This is a genomic window from Streptomyces sp. ISL-66 (assembly GCF_018614135.1).
Classification (GTDB): domain Bacteria; phylum Actinomycetota; class Actinomycetes; order Streptomycetales; family Streptomycetaceae; genus Streptomyces.
Genome location: NZ_JAGGOW010000189.1, coordinates 1 through 17,361, shown reverse-complemented (window position 1 = coordinate 17,361; position 17,361 = coordinate 1). Strand labels below are relative to the sequence as shown.

At 73.3% G+C, this 17,361-nt stretch carries 19 protein-coding genes, 6 tRNA genes and 1 pseudogene; 14 read left to right on the top strand and 12 right to left on the bottom strand.

The window, feature by feature from the left end; all coding sequences use genetic code 11:
* The 3 genes from cobT to J7E97_RS31705 all read left to right on the top strand — a co-directional run.
* A partial coding sequence (gene cobT, locus J7E97_RS31715; protein ID WP_215034455.1) for a nicotinate-nucleotide--dimethylbenzimidazole phosphoribosyltransferase occupies positions 1-2,095 on the top strand: 2,095 nt, incomplete at its 5' end.
* 278 nt (positions 2,096-2,373) lie between these two features.
* Complete coding sequence (gene cobA / locus J7E97_RS31710) at positions 2,374-3,594, top strand: uroporphyrinogen-III C-methyltransferase (protein ID WP_215034453.1); 1,221 nt, start codon at positions 2,374-2,376, stop codon at positions 3,592-3,594.
* A 77-nt stretch (positions 3,595-3,671) separates the two neighbouring features.
* Positions 3,672-4,484 (top strand): RNA methyltransferase, encoded by an 813-nt coding sequence (locus J7E97_RS31705; protein ID WP_215034451.1) that lies wholly within the window; start codon positions 3,672-3,674, stop codon positions 4,482-4,484.
* Positions 4,485-4,535: 51 nt separating this feature from the next.
* Here J7E97_RS31705 and J7E97_RS31700 read toward each other — a convergent pair whose 3' ends face one another.
* From J7E97_RS31700 to J7E97_RS31690, 3 genes and pseudogenes are all read right to left on the bottom strand, one after another.
* Positions 4,536-5,033, bottom strand: a complete 498-nt coding sequence (locus J7E97_RS31700) for a GNAT family N-acetyltransferase (RefSeq protein ID WP_215034449.1) — start codon at positions 5,031-5,033, stop codon at positions 4,536-4,538.
* 13 nt (positions 5,034-5,046) lie between these two features.
* Positions 5,047-5,217 (bottom strand): annotated as a pseudogene (locus J7E97_RS31695) (LLM class flavin-dependent oxidoreductase); the annotation flags it as partial.
* 48 nt (positions 5,218-5,265) lie between these two features.
* Positions 5,266-6,489 carry a serine/threonine-protein kinase gene (locus J7E97_RS31690; protein WP_215034447.1) on the bottom strand — a complete coding sequence of 408 codons (1,224 nt, stop codon included), beginning with the start codon at positions 6,487-6,489 and terminating at the stop codon, positions 5,266-5,268.
* Between the two features lie 552 nt (positions 6,490-7,041).
* Here J7E97_RS31690 and J7E97_RS31685 point away from each other — a divergent pair.
* From J7E97_RS31685 to J7E97_RS31670, 4 genes are all read left to right on the top strand, one after another.
* The gene (locus tag J7E97_RS31685; protein ID WP_215034445.1) at positions 7,042-7,227 is read left to right on the top strand and encodes a hypothetical protein; all 186 of its coding nucleotides are present in this window, start codon (positions 7,042-7,044) and stop codon (positions 7,225-7,227) included.
* Between the two features lie 264 nt (positions 7,228-7,491).
* On the top strand, positions 7,492-7,875 hold the full coding sequence (locus tag J7E97_RS31680) for a hypothetical protein (protein WP_215034444.1): 384 nt from the start codon (positions 7,492-7,494) through the stop codon (positions 7,873-7,875).
* On the top strand, positions 7,872-9,203 hold the full coding sequence (locus J7E97_RS36425) for a hypothetical protein (protein ID WP_308346881.1): 1,332 nt from the start codon (positions 7,872-7,874) through the stop codon (positions 9,201-9,203). Before J7E97_RS31680 ends, J7E97_RS36425 begins: the two co-directional genes overlap by 4 nt.
* Positions 9,204-9,268: 65 nt before the next feature.
* Entirely contained in the window at positions 9,269-9,583 is a 315-nt protein-coding gene (locus tag J7E97_RS31670) for a zf-TFIIB domain-containing protein (RefSeq protein WP_215034442.1), read from the top strand.
* A 159-nt stretch (positions 9,584-9,742) separates the two neighbouring features.
* Here J7E97_RS31670 and J7E97_RS31665 read toward each other — a convergent pair.
* The 5 genes from J7E97_RS31665 to J7E97_RS31645 all read right to left on the bottom strand — a co-directional run bounded on the left by J7E97_RS31665 (position 9,743) and on the right by J7E97_RS31645 (position 10,217).
* A tRNA-Val gene (locus tag J7E97_RS31665) sits at positions 9,743-9,814 on the bottom strand.
* 47 nt (positions 9,815-9,861) lie between these two features.
* A tRNA-Val gene (locus J7E97_RS31660) sits at positions 9,862-9,933 on the bottom strand.
* A gap of 19 nt (positions 9,934-9,952) precedes the next feature.
* Positions 9,953-10,024: transfer RNA gene (locus J7E97_RS31655), tRNA-Val, on the bottom strand.
* Between the two features lies 1 nt (position 10,025).
* Positions 10,026-10,099: transfer RNA gene (locus tag J7E97_RS31650), tRNA-Cys, on the bottom strand.
* 45 nt (positions 10,100-10,144) lie between these two features.
* Positions 10,145-10,217, bottom strand: a tRNA-Gly gene (locus tag J7E97_RS31645).
* A gap of 180 nt (positions 10,218-10,397) precedes the next feature.
* On the opposite strand from J7E97_RS31645, the gene J7E97_RS31640 reads away from it, so the two are divergent.
* From J7E97_RS31640 to J7E97_RS31630, 3 genes are all read left to right on the top strand, one after another.
* Complete coding sequence (locus tag J7E97_RS31640; protein ID WP_215034440.1) at positions 10,398-11,480, top strand: chorismate-binding protein; 1,083 nt, start codon at positions 10,398-10,400, stop codon at positions 11,478-11,480.
* Entirely contained in the window at positions 11,477-12,304 is an 828-nt protein-coding gene (locus J7E97_RS31635) for an aminotransferase class IV (protein WP_215034438.1), read from the top strand. The genes J7E97_RS31640 and J7E97_RS31635 overlap by 4 nt, the downstream gene beginning before the upstream one ends.
* 104 nt (positions 12,305-12,408) lie before the next feature.
* On the top strand, positions 12,409-13,233 hold the full coding sequence (locus J7E97_RS31630; RefSeq protein WP_215034435.1) for a GNAT family N-acetyltransferase: 825 nt from the start codon (positions 12,409-12,411) through the stop codon (positions 13,231-13,233).
* On the opposite strand, the gene J7E97_RS31625 is transcribed toward J7E97_RS31630, so the two are convergent.
* Positions 13,230-13,727 (bottom strand): DsbA family protein, encoded by a 498-nt coding sequence (locus tag J7E97_RS31625; RefSeq protein ID WP_215034433.1) that lies wholly within the window; start codon positions 13,725-13,727, stop codon positions 13,230-13,232. The genes J7E97_RS31630 and J7E97_RS31625 overlap by 4 nt on opposite strands.
* Before the next feature lie 200 nt (positions 13,728-13,927).
* Here J7E97_RS31625 and J7E97_RS31620 point away from each other — a divergent pair, with 200 nt between their 5' ends.
* Together J7E97_RS31620 and J7E97_RS31615 are read left to right on the top strand one after the other, a co-directional pair.
* Positions 13,928-14,371, top strand: a complete 444-nt coding sequence (locus J7E97_RS31620; RefSeq protein ID WP_215034431.1) for a hypothetical protein — start codon at positions 13,928-13,930, stop codon at positions 14,369-14,371.
* Positions 14,372-14,484: 113 nt separating this feature from the next.
* Positions 14,485-14,658 (top strand): hypothetical protein, encoded by a 174-nt coding sequence (locus J7E97_RS31615; RefSeq protein WP_215034429.1) that lies wholly within the window; start codon positions 14,485-14,487, stop codon positions 14,656-14,658.
* Here the strand turns inward: J7E97_RS31615 and J7E97_RS31610 are convergent.
* Together J7E97_RS31610 and J7E97_RS31605 are read right to left on the bottom strand one after the other, a co-directional pair.
* Positions 14,599-15,237 (bottom strand): CGNR zinc finger domain-containing protein, encoded by a 639-nt coding sequence (locus J7E97_RS31610; RefSeq protein ID WP_215034427.1) that lies wholly within the window; start codon positions 15,235-15,237, stop codon positions 14,599-14,601. The genes J7E97_RS31615 and J7E97_RS31610 overlap by 60 nt on opposite strands.
* Before the next feature lie 231 nt (positions 15,238-15,468).
* Positions 15,469-15,882, bottom strand: coding sequence for an SsgA family sporulation/cell division regulator (locus tag J7E97_RS31605; protein ID WP_030011909.1), 414 nt, complete (start codon positions 15,880-15,882; stop codon positions 15,469-15,471).
* A 177-nt stretch (positions 15,883-16,059) separates the two neighbouring features.
* Here J7E97_RS31605 and J7E97_RS31600 point away from each other — a divergent pair, with 177 nt between their 5' ends.
* Both J7E97_RS31600 and J7E97_RS31595 read left to right on the top strand, forming a co-directional pair.
* Positions 16,060-16,593 carry a TIGR02611 family protein gene (locus J7E97_RS31600; protein ID WP_215034425.1) on the top strand — a complete coding sequence of 178 codons (534 nt, stop codon included), beginning with the start codon at positions 16,060-16,062 and terminating at the stop codon, positions 16,591-16,593.
* Positions 16,594-16,651: 58 nt separating this feature from the next.
* A tRNA-Val gene (locus J7E97_RS31595) sits at positions 16,652-16,723 on the top strand.
* A gap of 133 nt (positions 16,724-16,856) precedes the next feature.
* On the opposite strand, the gene J7E97_RS31590 is transcribed toward J7E97_RS31595, so the two are convergent.
* The coding region (locus tag J7E97_RS31590; RefSeq protein ID WP_374224292.1) for an SCO7613 C-terminal domain-containing membrane protein at positions 16,857-17,361 on the bottom strand (505 nt) is incomplete at its 5' end.

Below are 17,361 nucleotides of genomic sequence, written 5' to 3'. Positions count from 1 at the left end.
GGTGACGGCCCCGCCGGTCGCCGTGGCGCCGGAGCCCGCCGTGGCGGAGCCGGCCGCGCCCGAGCCGGCCCCGGCCGAGGTCGTGGTGGCACCCGTACCCGTACCCGAGCCGGCATCCGTCGTGGCCGAGGTCGCCCCCGAGCCGCAGCCCGCAGAAACGGTGATGCAGGCCGACGAGCCGCAGCCGGAGCCCGCGTCGGCCCCCGAGTCCGAGGAGCCGGTCGCCGCCGCGCCGCACGACGCACCGGCGGAGCCCGAGGCCCAGCCCGAAACCGAGGCCCAGCCCGAAGCCGAATCCGTGCCCGAGTCCGCCCCGGTGGCCGTGGTCGCCCCCGACGCCGAGCCGGAGGCCGGAGCCGTGGAGCCGCCGGCCCCCGCGTACGCCGACGCCGAGCGGGAGGCCGTCCTGCGCGTCATGCGCGAGCGCCGCGACATCCGCAAGGGCTTCCGCAGCGACCCCATCCCGCACGAGGTGCTGCTCCGCGTCCTGGAGGCGGCGCACACCGCGCCCAGCGTCGGCCACTCCCAGCCGTGGGACTTCGTCGTCATCAAGTCCGCCGAGACCCGCCGGACCATGCACGAACTCGCCGAGCACCAGCGCGAGGCCTACGCGAAGTCGCTGCCCAAGGGCCGGGCCAAGCAGTTCAAGGAACTCAAGATCGAGGCCATCCTCGACACCCCGGTGAACATCGTGGTCACCGCCGATCCCACCCGGGGCGGCCGCCACACCCTCGGCCGGCACACCCAGCCGCAGATGGCCCCGTACTCCTCGGCCCTCGCCGTCGAGAACCTCTGGCTCGCCGCCCGCGCCGAAGGCCTCGGCGTCGGCTGGGTCAGCTTCTTCGACGAGCGCGAGATGGTCCGCGCGCTCGGCCTGCCGGAGCACCTGGAGGTCGTCGCCTACCTGTGCGTCGGGTACGTGGACGAGTTCCCCGAGGAGCCCGAGCTCGCGCAGGCCGGATGGTCCCAGCGCCGCCCCCTCTCCTGGGTCGTGCACGAGGAGACGTACGGGCGCCGTGCGCTGCCCGGCGAGGAGCCGCACGACCTGCTCTCGGAGACGGTCGCCAGCATCCGCCCGCTCGACGCGAAGGCGCTCGGCGAGGCCTGGGAGCGGCAGAAGCGCATGACCAAGCCCGCCGGGGCCCTGGGCATGCTCGAAATCATCTCGGCCCAGCTGTCCGGCCTCTCGCGGGTCTGCCCGCCGCCGATCCCCGAGCCGGCCGCCGTCGCGATCTTCGCGGGCGACCACGGAGTCCACGCCCAGGGCGTCACCCCGTGGCCCCAGGAGGTCACCACGCAGATGGTGGCCAACTTCCTGGGCGGCGGAGCGGTCTGCAACGCCTTCGCCAACCAGGTGGGCGCCGAGGTCTGCGTCATCGACGTCGGCGTCGCCGGGGACCTCCCGGCCACGCCCGGCCTCCTGCCCCGCAAGATCCGCCCCGGCACGGCCGACTTCTCCGTGGGCCCCGCGATGACCCGCGAGGAGGCCGTCGCCGCCATCGAGGTGGGCATCGAGACCGCCCGCGACCTGGTCGCGGCCGGCAACAAGGCCCTGCTGACCGGCGAGATGGGCATCGCGAACACCACCGTGTCCGCCGCCCTGATCTCCGTCTTCACCGGGGTCGACCCGGCCGAGGTGACCGGCCGCGGCACGGGCATCAACGACGAGACGCACGCCCGCAAGGTCGAGGTCGTCCGCCGCGCCCTGGACCTCCACCAGCCCGACCCGGCGGACCCGATCGGCGTCCTGGCGGCCGTGGGCGGCCTGGAGCACGCGGCGATCGTCGGCCTCCTCCTCGGCGGCGCCGCCCTGCGCACCCCCGTCATCCTGGACGGCGTGAGCGCGGGCGCGGCCGCCCTGGTGGCCCGCGCCATCGCCCCCGAGTCGCTCTCCGCCTGCATCGCCGGCCACCGCAGCGCGGAGCCGGGCCACGTCGCGGCCCTGAACAAGCTCGGTCTGCGCCCGCTGGTCGACCTGGACCTCCGCCTGGGCGAGGGCACCGGCGCCCTACTGGCCCTCCCGCTGGTCCAGAGCGCGGCCCGCGCGATGCACGAGGTCGCCACCTTCGACTCGGCCGGAGTCACGGAGAAGTAGCCGTTCCGGGGCTCCGTCGGCGGAGCCGGACACGGCGCGCAGCGCCCGTCCGGCCCCGCCGGGGGAGCCCCGGTTCCGGCGGGGGGCGGGGACCGGGAACCGCCCGGGGCCCGGCCCGTGCCCCCGCCACCGCCGGGCCGTATCGTGGACCCGCACGAGAAACCCCACGTCAACACCGCCCGGCAGCCCCGCACGCCACACCCGCACGCCACCCCCGCCGCTCCAACGCCGCAGCGGCAAGACAGCACGACGACCGCCGCATCAGGAGCCGCACCGCCATGGCTGAACACCCCGCGTACCCCGTCGGCCTGAGACTCGCGGGCCGCCGCGTCGTCGTCGTCGGCGGCGGCCAGGTCGCCCAGCGCCGCCTTCCCGCCCTCATCGCGGCCGGCGCCGACATCGTCCTGATCTCGCCCTCCGCCACCCCCTCCGTGGACGCCATGGCCGAGGCGGGAGAGATCCGCTGGGAGCGCCGCCGCTACCAGGACGGCGACCTCACCGACGCCTGGTACGCGCTCGTCGCCACCCGCGACGAGGCCGCCAACGACGCCGCCTCCGCCGAAGCGGAGCGCAGGCGCGTCTGGTGCGTCCGCGCCGACGACGCCGAGGCGGCCACCGCCTGGACCCCGGCCACCGGCCGCGTGGACGGAGTCACCGTCGCCGTCCTGACCGGCAACGACCCGCGCCGCTCCGCCGCCGTCCGCGACGCCGTGGTCGACGGCCTGCGCGACGGCTCGCTCGTCGCCTCCCGCCACCGCCGCCACACCCCCGGCGTCTCCCTCGTCGGCGGCGGTCCGGGCGACCCGGACCTGATCACGGTGCGCGGCCGCCGCCTCCTCGCCGAGGCCGATGTGGTCATCGCCGACCGGCTCGGCCCCCGTGACCTCCTCGACGAGCTCGCACCGCACGTCGAGGTCATCGACGCCGCGAAGATCCCGTACGGCCGTTTCATGGCGCAGGAGGCCATCAACAACGCCCTCATCGAGCACGCCAAGGCGGGCAAGGCCGTCGTCCGGCTCAAGGGCGGTGACCCGTACGTCTTCGGGCGCGGCATGGAGGAGCTCCAGGCCCTCGCCGAGGCCGGGATCCCCTGCACCGTGGTCCCCGGCATCTCCAGCTCCATCTCCGTGCCCGGCGCGGCCGGCATCCCGGTCACCCACCGGGGCGTGGCGCACGAGTTCACGGTGGTCAGCGGCCACGTCGGCCCCGACGACCCGCGCTCGCTCGTCGACTGGGCCTCCCTCGCGAAGCTCACCGGCACCCTGGTCATCCTCATGGGCGTGGACAAGATCGGCCTGATCGCCGAGGCGCTGGTCCGCCACGGCCGCCCCGCCGACACCGCGGTCGCCGTCATCCAGGAGGGCACCACCGCCTCCCAGCGCCGGGTGGACGCCACCCTGGCCACCGTCGGCGAGACCGTCAGGGCCCAGGACGTGCGGCCGCCGGCCGTCATCGTCATCGGCGACGTGGTGAAGGTGCACCGGCCCGCGGCCGAGTAGGACGACGACCCACGACCCACGACCCAGGACCCAGCAGAGCCGTTGGCACCGCACCCAGGACAAGGCAGTATCACCCTGTGGCTGATCTCATCACCGTCGAGGACCCCGACGACCCGCGCCTGCGCGACTACACGGGCCTGACCGACGTCGAACTCCGGCGCAGGCGCGAGCCCGCGGAAGGCCTCTTCATCGCCGAGGGCGAGAAGGTGATCAGACGCGCCAAGGACGCCGGGTACGAGATGCGATCGATGCTGCTCTCCGCCAAGTGGGTCGACGTCATGCGCGACGTCATCGACGAACTCCCGGCCCCGGTCTACGCCGTCAGCCCCGAGCTCGCCGAGCGCGTCACCGGCTACCACGTGCACCGTGGCGCCCTCGCCTCGATGCAGCGCAAGCCGCTGCCCACGGCCGAGGACCTCCTCGACACGGGTCACCGGGTCGCGGTGTTCGAAGACATCGTCGACCACGCCAATCTGGGCGCCGCCTTCCGCAACGCGGCAGCTCTCGGAGTCGATGCGGTCCTCCTCACCCCGCGCTGCGCCGATCCTCTCTACCGGCGTGCGGTGAAGGTGTCGATGGGGGCGGTCTTCCAAGTCCCGTGGGCCCGCCTGGAGTCCTGGCCGAGGGACGTCGAGATGCTCCGGGAGGCCGGGTACGTGTCGGCCGCACTCTGCCTGAGCGAGAAGGCGATCACCATTGACGAGCTCGCCGCGCGGGATTACGACAAGCTGGCTCTGATCTTCGGTACCGAAGGGGACGGGCTCACACAGGAAGCGCTCATGGCGGCCGACGAGCACGTCCGCATCCCCATGGACGCCGGAGTCGACTCCCTCAACGTCGCCGCCGCCTCTGCTGTCGCCTTCTACGCCACCCGAGCAAGGCGCAACTGACCGCAAGACCGAGGGCCGTTCGCGCTCAAATCGATCCGAGCGGTCCGACCCTTACGCGCACACGTCGAATGAGATCCATACGTCGGGCGGCAGGTCGGACCGGCCTGGCACCGGCCTGCGATCCTCCGTCCACGCGTCACCCGCGATCTCGGCCGCGACGCGGCGCCAGAAGTGCACAGCGGCCACGTTGGCGTCCTGGAAAGCGACTTCCCACGGGCCCGGGTGCTTGGCGACCACCTCCTGAACGGCACGCATCCCGATCCCGGATCTCCGCGCCCCACGCACGACGAAGAAGCCGTTGAGTACGCGCGTGCGGCCGACCAGGCCGCGGACGAGAGCGAGGCCGACGGGGTGTTCGCCGCTCATCAGCAGGTACGGCGCCCAATCGGTGTCGTCGAAGGCCGCCCGGAGCCATTCGCTCCGGAACGTCCCGTCCGGGTTGGGCAGCAGGCCACCGAACTCCGACAGGTCATGGCGGAACATCAGCCAGAGACGTTCCAGCACAGAACGGTCGGCATCGTTCGCCAGGCGCACAGATATGTCAGACATGAAACTCCCTTGCTATCGTGCTGGTCCGGGCCGCCACCCACGTCAAAAAGATTTCCGGGGCACTCATGTGGGCGTACCACTTCAGGGAGTGGTGCTCCACAGCCCAGATCCGGTCGAAGCCCATCCGCTCGGCGAGCACCGCCTGCTCGACGCAGTCGTGGATGACTTGGTGCTCCCGTTCCACGGTCGGGTCGGCGAGCTGAGCTTCGAAGAGCCAGAGCCTCTGGGCGTCCTAGAGCTTCTGGGCGAGGGCGATGCCCAGCGCGACGATCAGCGTCACCACGACGAAGACGATCAGGCGCTGGCGCATCAGCTTCGGGTCCGGCCGCGAGGGCCGGCGGCCCGTGCCCGTCGTACGGGGCGCCGGGCGGCCGCCCGTACGCCCGGCGGTGGAGCCGGGGCCCCTGGAGCCGGTGTTGCGGGGGGACGAGGGGCGCGAGTGCGGTCCGCTCTGCGGTGCCTTGCCGCCCTGACCGCCGTGGGACTGGCCCTGACCCGGCCCCTGGGGCGGGGGCGTGGGGACGCCGCCGCCCGTACGCCGCTCCGCGCGCTGGTCGGCGTACCCCTCGGCGAGCCGGCCCGTGGGCCGCTCCGTCCGGGCGCGCTGCGCCGGAGGGCGGGGCTCGCCCATCCCGTGCGCCTCGCGGGACGCGATCTCCTTGAGCCGCATCGACAGCTGGAGCGTGGTCGGCCGCTCCTCGGGGTCCTTGGCCAGGCAGGCCCGTACGAGGGGCGCGAGCGCGTCCGGGACGCCCTGGAGGTGCGGCTCCTCGTGCACCACGCGGTAGAGCATGACCTCGGAACTGCCGTGTCCGAAGGGGGAGTCGGCGGTGGCCGCGTAGGCGAGGGTGGCGCCGAGCGAGAAAACGTCCGTGGCGGGGGTGACGGCGGCGCCGCGCACCTGCTCGGGTGCCAGGAACCCGGGGGAGCCGACGGCCGTGCCCACGTGGGTGAGGGTGCTCGCGCCGGTGGCCCAGGCGATGCCGAAGTCGATGATGCGCGGGCCCTTGGGCGACAGAAGGATGTTCGAGGGCTTGAGGTCGCGGTGGACGACCCCCGCCTCGTGCACGGCGACCAGGCCCTCGGAGAGCGCGGCGCCGATGGAGGCGATCTGCGCCGCCGTCAGCGGGCCCTCCTCGGCGACCTTGTCGTGCAGGGAGGGGCCGGGCACGTACTGCGTGGCGAACCACGGGCGCTCCGCCTCCAGGTCCGCGGCGACCAGGCGCGCGGTGCACCCGCCGCGGATGCGCCGGGCTGCGGACACCTCGCGTGCGAAACGGGAGCGGAACTCCTGGTCCTCGGCCAGGTCCGGCCGGATCACCTTGAGCGCGACACGCTGGCCGCGCCGGTCCGATCCCAGGTAGACGACGCCCATGCCGCCGGCGCCGAGGCGCCGGTGCAGCCTGAACGAGCCGACGACACGCGGGTCCTCGCGCCGGAGCCGCATCATCGCCATGTCCACCCCGCTGACCGGTCGTCCTGTTGACGTGGCACAGCTTACGGACCATCCGGCATGCGCGCTCAGAGGCCGCGCCCTCGCCAGGAGATTCGATCGTCAGTACGGGGCAGTCCACTTGAGGGATCCTCAGACCACCGGTCGGACGCGTGTGCGGGAGCGAGTGGCCTGGCCAAGGGGCTTCCCGTTCAAGGGAATTGGCCCTGAGGGTGAGGCGAACGCGGAGAGGTGCGGAGGGTCGGCGCCGGGCCCGTCCGGTTGATCTTGGGACTGCCTGGTCGGAGGCGGCGCGTGTGCGGGGAGTGACGGAAGTGAGAGAAGTCACCACGCTCCGCTGATCCCCTCCGGGAAGACCCTCAGAACGGGGGACCCGTCTCCACCCAGGGGAGTACACGCCAGGTGCCCTCGTCATCCTCCCGGAGGCCCGGCAATGGGTACGAAGGCATGAGGCCAGGAGCCTTTCCCGCGCCTAGTGTTGAAGACAAGCGGCGGGTGGAGCACTCGTCCCCCGAGGTCACAAGCCCGCCGCTGCCAAACGACAGGGAGAGGACCATGGCGGACATCGCACGGCAGGGACGCAAGGCTTTCGCGTTCAACAGCCATGAGTCCGGGCGTCGCCACCCGCTGGTGGCGGCGGCGATGGTGCTCCCCCTGGCCGCCCTCCTGCTCTTCCTCTTCGGAGGTTTCGACCAGGTGGCGGCGCAAGCGTCGTCCGTAAGCGTGATGCTGGGGCGCTGAGCGGCGCCCCGGGCCCAGGAGAGCGGCCTGGGCCGGGACTGTCACCGGCCGAACCCCGTGGGGACGGGGGCGCGGTCGACGGACGGCAGGTGAAGGGTGCTGCGCGTCCGGCTGGGGAGCCGGACGCGCAGCACCCTTTCTCATGCCCGCACCCCTCCCCGCCCCCTTTTCCGCGCCCCTCCCCGCACCCGGTCGAGTTCCCGGCGTTCCGTACCCTCGACCCCAAGGGCACCCGCCCGGGACGCGGGGCACGGAGGAGTGGTCATGGAGCGGTCGGGAGCAGAGGGCGGCGGTTGGACCGCCGCGCGGCAGGGCCGCCCGCTGGGCGCGGTCACCGTGGAGTCGGCCGGCTTCCCCCGGCTGCACGGCCGCTTCGCGCCGGAACCCGCCTTCGAGCAGCTCCGGTCCCGGTCCGAGACCATCCGGCGGGTTGAGACCGTCCAGCGGTTCGAGGCCGTCCGGCGGTTCGAGGCCGTCCGGGCGATGACGGCCGAGGAGATCGGCGACGAGCTCTTCGGCGAGCACTTCGACGCCGTGTACGCCCCGATCGCGGAGCAGCTCGCGCCCGTCACGCCCGACGGGGTGCCGGGATCGGAGTTCCTGCACCACATCGACGGCGCGGGAGCGTGGTTCCGCTGGAGCGAGTGAGCGCGGCCGCGCTCGCGGCGTACGCGGGCTCGGCGCGGTACGTCCTCCTCGCGGAGCGCGAGGACGGCACGGTCGTCCGCTGCGGGGACACCGTGGCCAAGGCGCACGCGGGGGACAGCGATCCCGAGGCCCTGGCCGTACGGATCCGGATCGCCGGGGACGCGGCGCTGGCCGGGATCCTGCTGCCCCCGCTGCGGCCCGGGCTCGGCCGGGTCGCCGACCGGCCCGTCTCCCTGTGGCCCTACGGCGCTCCGGTAGCCCCGGACCGCCCCCAGGACGCGCCCTGGGAGGCGGCCGCGGAGCTCCTGGCGGGCCTCCACCGCACCCCGCTCCACCGCCTCCCGGCCCGCGTGCCCCCGATGCGCGGCCCCGCCAAAGTCGCCCGCGCCCTGCGCCGCCTCGCGGCCGCCTACCCACCCGCGGCCGACGCCCCCACAGGCCGCCGACCGGGCGGCCCCGACGCGCGGGATCTCCGCGACGCGCGGGATCTCCGCGACGCGCGGGACCTCCGCGATCCCCGGGATCCCCGGGATCTCCGCGATGCCCGCGATCCGCGCGATGCCCGCGATCCGCGGGATCTCCGCGATGCCCGCGATGCCCGCGATGCCCGCGATCCGCGCGATGCCCGCGATCCGCGGGATCTCCGCGATCCCCGCGATGCCCGCGATCCCGGGGATCCGCGCGATGCCCGCGATCCCCGCGATGCCCGCGATGCCCGCGATCCCGGAGATCCCCTCGACGCCCGCGATCCGCGCGATGCCCGCGACCTCCGGGACGCCCGTGGTGCCCGCGACGCCCGCGCTCCACGGGACGCCCATGGTGTCCCCGACGCCGACGACGCCCCCCGGGCGGCGCGTCTCGTCCGGGCCGCCGCCGCGTCGCTGCCCGCCTGGGCCCGGGGGGAGGCGGCGCAGCCCGCGGGAGGGGTGCTGTGTCACGGGGACCTGCATCTCGGCCAGTTGGTCCGGGGTCCGGCGGGCCGGTGGCGGCTCATCGACGTCGACGACCTCGGCCTCGGCGCGGCCGCCTGGGACCTCGGCCGGCCCGCGGCCTGGTACGCCGCCGGGTTGTTGGACGCGGAGACCTGGCTGCGCTTCCTCGACGCCTACCGCGCCGCGGGCGGGCCCGCGGCCGGTCCGATCGGCGGCGACCCCTGGCCGGAACTCGATGTCGCCGCCCGCGCGCTCACGGTGCAGACGGCCGCACTGGCCCTGGCCAAGGCGGCCCGGGAACACCGCCGACTCGACGACGGGGAGCGGCTGATGGTGGACGGCTGTGCCCGGATCGCCTCCCTCCCGCCCGACTTGGAGCGGGGCGCTCCGTCGTAGGGTGATCCCCACGCCACCGGGTACGCATCCGGTGTCGACCCAGACGGCGAGGAGTTGATCCGGTCATGCAGTGTCCGAAGTGTCACGCGATGATGCACACCTACAACCGCAACGGTGTCCAGATAGAGCAGTGCAGCGGCTGCCGCGGCATCTTCCTCGACTACGGCGAGCTGGAGGCGCTGACCCGCCTGGAGTCCCAGTACACCGCCCAGTACGGCCAGGTCCCGCCGCCCGCCGCGCCGCCGGCCCCGGCTCCGTACCCGGCCCAGCACACCGCGCCCGCACCCGCCTGGGGCGCCCCGCAGCACGGGGGCTACGGCCACGGGCACGGTCACGGCCACCACAAGGGCGGCTTCGGCCGGATGCTCTTCTCGTCCTGACGGCTCCGGGGGCCCCGAGCGCGACCGGGGCCCCACCCCCACCGGCACCCCGCACGGGCATGCGTACACCAGACGAGCATGCGTACGCGAGCGAGGCGTACCCGAGGCGCACACGCGAAAGCCCCGACCGTGGGAACGGCCGGGGCTTTCGGATTGCGGTGCGCGATACTGGGATTGAACCAGTGACCTCTTCCGTGTCAGGGAAGCGCTCTCCCGCTGAGCTAATCGCGCGGGACGGCTATAAAGCCGCAGGTCAGCAGGTGGTGCGTGGTAATGCGTGCGCGATACTGGGATTGAACCAGTGACCTCTTCCGTGTCAGGGAAGCGCTCTCCCGCTGAGCTAATCGCGCGGGGATCCTTGCGGACCAGTGGACGATACTGGGATTGAACCAGTGACCTCTTCCGTGTCAGGGAAGCGCTCTCCCGCTGAGCTAATCGTCCTTGGAGGTGGAGACGGGATTTGAACCCGTGTAGACGGCTTTGCAGGCCGTTGCCTCGCCTCTCGGCCACTCCACCATGGAGCAAGAGGGGGGTCCTCGGGAAGATGATCCCCCACCTCAGAGCGGACGACGAGACTCGAACTCGCGACATCCACCTTGGCAAGGTGGTGCTCTACCAACTGAGCTACGTCCGCAGGTCACCGTGTTCGCTCCGGGGTTTTCCCCCTTCGCTCCCTGGCGACGAGTTGAACTCTAGCGGATTCCCGGGCCAGCTCAAAAACGCGTTTCCGCAGCGTGCTGCCGCTCGATCACCGCCGGTCACCCGCCAGACGCCCCTCCGGCACCACCGCGTCACCGGTCATAGACTCGCAGCCGTGCACGACCTGCCTCCCCTCGCCCGCTTCGGCGGCCTCCTCGCGACCGATCTCCGAGACGTCACCAGCGATCCTGGTGCCCTCGACTCCACCGGCTTCTGGGCGGTGACGGCCGATTTCGAAGGCCGTCTCGTCTGCGCGCGCTTCGGGGACGTACGCCCCGACCCGGTGCCCGCGCCCGTCCCCGGGGCCTGGCGCGGTCCCGACGCCGACCAGTGGACCTCCTCGCTCGGCCGTGACGCGTACGTCGCCGGTGTCCGCCGCATCCGCGAGTACATCGAGGCGGGCGAGGTCTACCAGGCAAACCTCTGCCGCGTGATGTCCGCGCCGCTGCCCGAAGAGCCCGGTCCGGGCGGCGGAGCCGATGTCGACGCCCTGACCGCGCTGCTCGCGCGCGGCAATCCGGCCCCCTATGCAGGAACGATTCGCCTCCCGGCCCACGGCGTGGAGATCGCCACCGCGTCCCCCGAGCTGTACCTGCGCCGCACCGGCCGCCGCGTCGAGTCCGGACCCATCAAGGGCACCGGCCGCACCGCCGCCGACCTGCTGCCCAAGGACCACGCCGAGAACGTGATGATCGTGGACCTGGTGCGCAACGACCTCGGCCGGGTCTGCGCCACCGGATCCGTCACCGTCCCCGAGCTGTGCGCCCTCGAAGAGCATCCCGGCCTCGTGCACCTCGTCTCCACCGTCGCCGGCGAGCTCGCCGACGGCGCCGGCTGGCCCGAGCTGCTCGCCGCGACCTTCCCGCCCGGCTCGGTCACCGGCGCCCCCAAGTCCTCCGCCCTGCGGATCATCGAGGCCCTGGAGACCGCCCCACGCGGGCCCTACTGCGGCGGCATCGGCTGGGTCGACGCCGACCGGGGCACCGCCGAGCTCGCCGTCGGCATCCGGACCTTCTGGATCGACCGGGCGAACCCCGGCGGCCCCCGGCTGTGCTTCGGCACCGGCGCCGGGATCACCTGGGGCTCCGACCCGGACCGCGAGTGGGCCGAGACCGAACTGAAGGCCGCCCGCCTGCTGCGGGTAGCGTCGGGTGTGATCGAAGCGCACACGAACGACAGCGGGAGGACCGTACGGTGACGATCTGGCTCGACGGAGCACTGCGGGACGCCGACGACGCGAGGGTGTCCGTGTTCGACCACGGCCTCACCGTCGGCGACGGAGTCTTCGAGACCCTCAAGGCGGAGCACGGCAGGACCTTCGCGCTCACCCGGCACCTGGAGCGGCTGACCCGCTCCGCCCGGGGCCTCGGCCTGCCGGACCCCGACCACGACGAGGTGCGCCGCGCCTGCGCGGCCGTACTGGAGGCCAACCCGCTCCCGCTCGGCCGGCTGCGCGTCACCTACACCGGAGGCGTCTCCCCGCTGGGTTCCGACCGCGGCGAGGCCGGCCCGACGCTGATCGTCGCCTTCGCCGGGGCCACCCGCCGCCCGGACACCACGGCCGTCGTCACCGTGCCCTGGGTGCGCAACGAGCGCTCCGCCGTGGCCGGTCTGAAGACCACCTCGTACGCCGAGAACGTGGTCGCGCTCGCCGCCGCCCACCGGGCCGGCGCCTCCGAGGCCCTCTTCGCCAACACCGTCGGCCGCCTGTGCGAAGGCACCGGATCCAACGTCTTCGTCGTCCTCGACGGGGAACTGCACACCCCGCCCCTCGCCTCCGGATGCCTCGGCGGCATCACCCGCGCCCTCGTCGCCGAGTGGTCGGGGGCCAAGGAGACGGACCTGCCCTTCGAGGCGTTGGAACAAGCCGAGGAGGTCTTCCTGACCTCCTCGCTGCGCGATGTCCAGGCCGTCGTACGGATCGACGGGCGCGAGCTGGGCACCGCCCCCGGCCCCGTCACGGCCGAGGCCATGCGCCTCTTCGACGCCCGCTGTGCCGAGGACGCCGACCCCCGCCCCTGACCGCCTGCGGCGCCGGTCCGGCTGGGTCCCGGTCCGGCCGGGTCCCGGTCCGGGGCGGGCAAACCCGCTGTCATTCGGGCCGTGGGGCGGGTAGAACTCGACTGATGACCACCACCCTGCGGCCGAGCGGGCCGCTTCAGCAGAGCACTGGCGGGGCGCGCTCGCGCCCGTACGAGATCCGGGTCAACAGCAGGCGCGTCGGCGCACTGCTGCTCGCCTCGGACACCCCCTTCGGGCCGACGGTCGCCGAGATCCGCGACCTCGCGGTCGAGGAGCCCGACCGCCGGCGCGGCCGCGCCACCGTGGCCGCGCTCGCCGCCGAGGAGGTGCTGCGCGGCTGGGGCTGCCGGCGGGTGCGGGTCAGCGTCCCGGCCGATTCGCCGGGCGGGCTGCGCTTGGCCGGCGCTCTGGGGTACGCCGAGTACAGCCGCAACATGGCCAAGGAACTCCCGGCCGAGCCGCCCGCCCTCTCCGCCGGGGTCACCGGTCGCGCGATGACGGACGACGAGTACGCGGCCTGGCTCGCCGAAGCGCGGGAGAGCTACGCGCGGGGGTGGGTCGACCGCGGCATGTCCCGGGAGGCCGCGCTCGCGAAGTCGCGAGCGGACCACGCGGCGCAGCTGCCGCAGGGCCCCGCCACCCCGGGCGTCAGCCTCGCCGTCCTGGAGGCGGCCGGGGTGAGCGTCGGCACCGTGTGGACCTCGGCGCGCGGCGAGGGCTCGTACGTCTTCGACGTCGCGGTCGCCGAGGAGTACCGGGGCCGCGGTCACGGCCGCGACCTGATGCGCCTCGCGGAACGCACGGCCCTCGCGGCCGGCCACCGGGTCCTCGCGCTCCACGTCTTCAGCGACAACACCCCGGCCCTGCGGCTCTACGAGTCCCTCGGCTACCGCACGACCGACTTCAACTACGCCAAAGACCTGATCTAGTCCGCGGCGAGCAGCTGGTCGGCGATCTCCTCGATGCGCTCGCGCAGGCCCTCCTGGCTCTTGCCGCCGTCGAGGCGCTGCCCGTCGATCACGTAGGTCGGGGTGCCGCTCACGCCGATCGCCTTGCCCTCGGCCTGGTCGGCGTCCACGATCAGGATGTGCCGGCCGTCGATCAGGGCGGTGTCGAACTCCTCGGCGTCCAGGCCGAGTTCACGCGCCACGTCGACGAGCACGCTCTCGCCGCGCTGGTCGAGCTCCGCCGTACGGGCGAGCACCGCCTCCACGTACGGCCAGCCCTGCCCCTGCTCGACGGCCTCCTCGGCGGCCTGCGCGGCGGCGAAGGCGTGCTTGTGCTTCTCCAGCGGGAAGTGGCGCAGCCGGATGTCCAGCCGGTCGCCGTAGCGGGCCCGCAGGGCGCGTACGTCGTCCAGGGCGCTGTGGCAGTCCGGGCACTGGAGTTCGCACCAGACGTCGAGGATCACGGAATCGGTCATGTGGACAGTCTCCCAGCCCGTGCCGGTGCCCTTCCACCGGGACCTGGGGAGGAGGGGCGACCCGGAGATGTCCCGGAGATCCGCCCGGGGCGGCCTCCAGGCATGGCCGCCGCGATGGCCGCCGGTGCAGGATGGATAGGGACAGAACGCCCGGCCCGCCGGCCGGGTCCGAGCGCCCGCACTGCCCCTGGAGGCCCCGCATGCTCGCCGAGACCATTTGTTCCGCGGTGTCCGCGGCCGGGCTGGGCATCGCCGCGCTGACCGCCTACCGCAAGCGTTTCCTCGCGGCCACGCGGATCGCGGCGTACTCGCTGGTGCCGGTCGGCCTGGTGATGACCGGTGTCGTGCAGTGGCTGTCCGGGATCGTCTTCAAGCCGACCGTCTGGGCCGGGTTCGGGGTGCTGGGCCTGGCCTGGCTGCTCTTCATGACCACCCGGGCCATAGAGCGGCGCGGGCTCGGAGCGGGGAAGGAGCCGGCGAAGGAGCCGAAGGCCGCCAAGGGCCGTCCGGCCCGGGACGCCGTCGCCCCGGGCGCCTCCGCACCCTCGCTGGGCGGCGGAGCCCCTGCGCGGTCGGCCCCGGCCGCCGCTCCCGCTGACGACTTCTCCGACATCGAGGCGATCTTGAAGAAGCACGGCATCTGAGGCGGCCGGAGTGGCCGGGAACCACCTGAACTGACGGGATCCGGCGAACTCGCGCGCGGCGTCTGGCGTGTTGAGCCACGGACGCGGGCGGGCTGCGCCATCATCGGCCCGACATGCTCGAGACCTCGCAGGGTGAGCCGGCCGTTCCCGCGCCGGCCACCGCCCCCGTTGCCCAGGAGCCGCGCGGCTGCCTCTTCGCGCTCTCCCAGCCGCCCCTGATGATCTTCCTAGGAGTGATCGGCGGTCTGCTGCTGCTCGCCGCCGTGCACGATCTCTTCCTGCTGTGAACCGGGCTCCGGTCCCGGCTCCGCCCCCAGCTCCGACTTGCGCCGGGCCCGGTACGCCGCCACGTGCAGCCGGTTCCCGCAGGTGCGGCTGTCGCAATAGCGCCGGGAGCGGTTGCGGGACAGGTCCACGAAGGCCCGCCGGCAGTCCGGGGCCTCGCAGCGGCGCAGCCGCTCCTGCTCGCCCGAAACCACGATGAAGGCCAGCGCCATGCCGCCGTCGGCCGCCAGGTGGTCGCCCACCGAGGCGCCCGGCGCGAAGTAGTGGACGTGCCAGTCGTAGCCGTCGTGGTCGGTCAGCCGCGGGGTGGTCCCGGCCGTCGCGACCAGTTCGTTGATCAGTACCGAGGCGGCGCGCGGGTTCGGCGCCGCGAACACCTGGGCGAACTTGCCGCGCACCGTCCGCACGCCCGCGAGGTCGCGGGCGCCGAGCTCGCCGACGTCGCTGATCGCGTACTCCCGGACGAAGGCGCGCAGCGCGTTCACGTCCGCCAGCCCGTCGGGGTGGTCCGTCTCGGCCGAGGTGTTCACCAGCGCGACGACGACGTCGAGCGCGCGACGGGTGTCGTGGGGGATCTGCACGGGGTCTCCCTCTCAAGGGCCGGGCCTGCGGTGACGGTCCGCGCCGCCGCTGCTGGCCGACTCTAGCGGGTCGCCCCCATGCGCACCGGCGCCGTCCGCGCGGGTGGCTCCCGCGTGAACAGCGCCGGCAGGTGCGTATGTGGTTGTCCGCCGCGCACCGTCGCCCCGAGTCGGACGGTGTCGTACGGCTCCCGGCCGGGGCCGGGAGAGGGTTCCCTTTGTAGGCCTGGCTCAGGATTCGGCCAGGATGTGGGAGAGCTCCTTGTCGAGGTCGAAGTGCCGGTGTTCGGTCCCTGGTGGAACCGCGGCGTCCGTCCGCTTGAGGAACGACTCGAGTGCTCGTGCGGGTGCTTCGAGCAGTGCTTCTCCCTCCGGTGAGCTCAGGGCGATGCAGACCACTCCCTGACCGTGGCTACGGGACGGCCAGACGCGGACGTCGCCGGTACCGGTGGGCCGGTGAAGGCCCTCGGCGAGGAGATCGCGGGCGAATACCCATTCGACCGTCTCCTCGGCGCCGGTGTGGAAGGTGGCGTGCACGGCGTAGGGATCGGCCGTGTCATACCGCAGGCCCGCGGGAACAGGCAGTGAGGACTCGCTCGACACAACGAGGCGCAGGTGCAGCTCGCAGCTGACCGTGGTGTTCATAAGCGCCAGGGCCTTTCGCTCAGTGTGCGCTCGGGGATTCGCACGTCGGCGAAATCGACATGCCACCTACGGTGCCGTTGTAAACCCCTCTGACCGTTTTGCGGACCTCTGGGTCCCTCTAACGGCGGATCCAAACGACCATTCACGTGTGCTGCGCACTCCGGTAGATTCGACCCCATGAACACGGGGAGTGACCGCGGAACGAACGAGTCCGCCAATGCGTCCGCCAACGATCCCGCCAACGGTCCGGTCGGCGATCCGGCCAACGGTCCGGTCGGTGATCGGGTCGAGGGTCGGGCCGAGGCTGCGGCCGAGGATTCCGCCGCCGAGCGGGAGGCGCCGCACGTCTCCAAGGCGCCGGCCTTCATCAAGGCCCGCCGGGGGCTGCACCTGAGCTGGCAGGTCGGCGTCTTCGTCGTCGGCCTGGCCATCATCGGCGCCGGAATCGCCATGCTGGTCCTGCCCGGCCCGGGCTGGGTCGCGATCTTCGCGGGACTCGCGATCTGGGCCACCGAATTCGCCTGGGCCCACCTCGTCCTGCGGTGGACCAAGCGCAAGGTCAGCGAGGCCGCGCAGAAGGCCCTGGACCCGAAGGTCCGCCGCCGCAACATCATCCTGACCAGCGTCGGACTCGTGATCGCGGGCGCCCTGATCGGCTTCTACCTGTGGAAGTACGGGATCGTCCTGCCCTGGAACATCAAGGACCAGTGAGCCCGCCCGCCCATGGCGGAGAGCACCGCTGACATGCGGTAATGTTTGCGGTGCGTCCGGGCGATTAGCTCAGTGGGAGAGCACTTCGTTCACACCGAAGGGGTCACTGGTTCGAACCCAGTATCGCCCACCCGGACCAGAGGCCCGGAGACTTTCACAGTCTCCGGGCCTCTGGCGTTTCCCGCTCCGGCGTTGCCCTCTTCCGGGCCGTCGGCGCCGAGGCCGGACCGGTTCCGTCCCGGCCCGCCCCGGCGCCCGCCCGGCTACGTCAGCCGGCCGATCACCTCCCGCAGCCGCCGCGCGTCGCGCAGCCGCTTCTCGTACGTCGCCCCGACCACCAGCAGCAGCACGCCCGCCAGGGCCGGCGGCAGCCAGCGGGGCAGCGCGTCGACGACCTGCACCACGTACGGGGTGAGCTCGTGCGCCGCCACCGCCACCAGCGTCGCCCCGCCCAGCAGCAGGGGAGCCCGCAGCCGGCGCCGGGCCCCGGCCAGGGTCACCGCGAGCGCGGCCCCGCCCAGCAGCAGCGGCCGCACCCAGTGCGGGTCACCCCACACCGCGACGGTGCTCGGCAGCAGGGTCGCCGCCAGACCCGGTCCGTACGCCGTCCAGGAGGCGGCCAGCGGATCCCGGCGCCGCCGTACGAAGCCCACGGCCAGCGCGAGGGCGGTCACCGGCAGCGTGTACGCCTCGGGCACCGTCACGTCCGAGGCGGCGAGCCGCACCCAGGTCGCCCCCAGGAACAGCGCCCCCGCGGCCCAGCCCGCC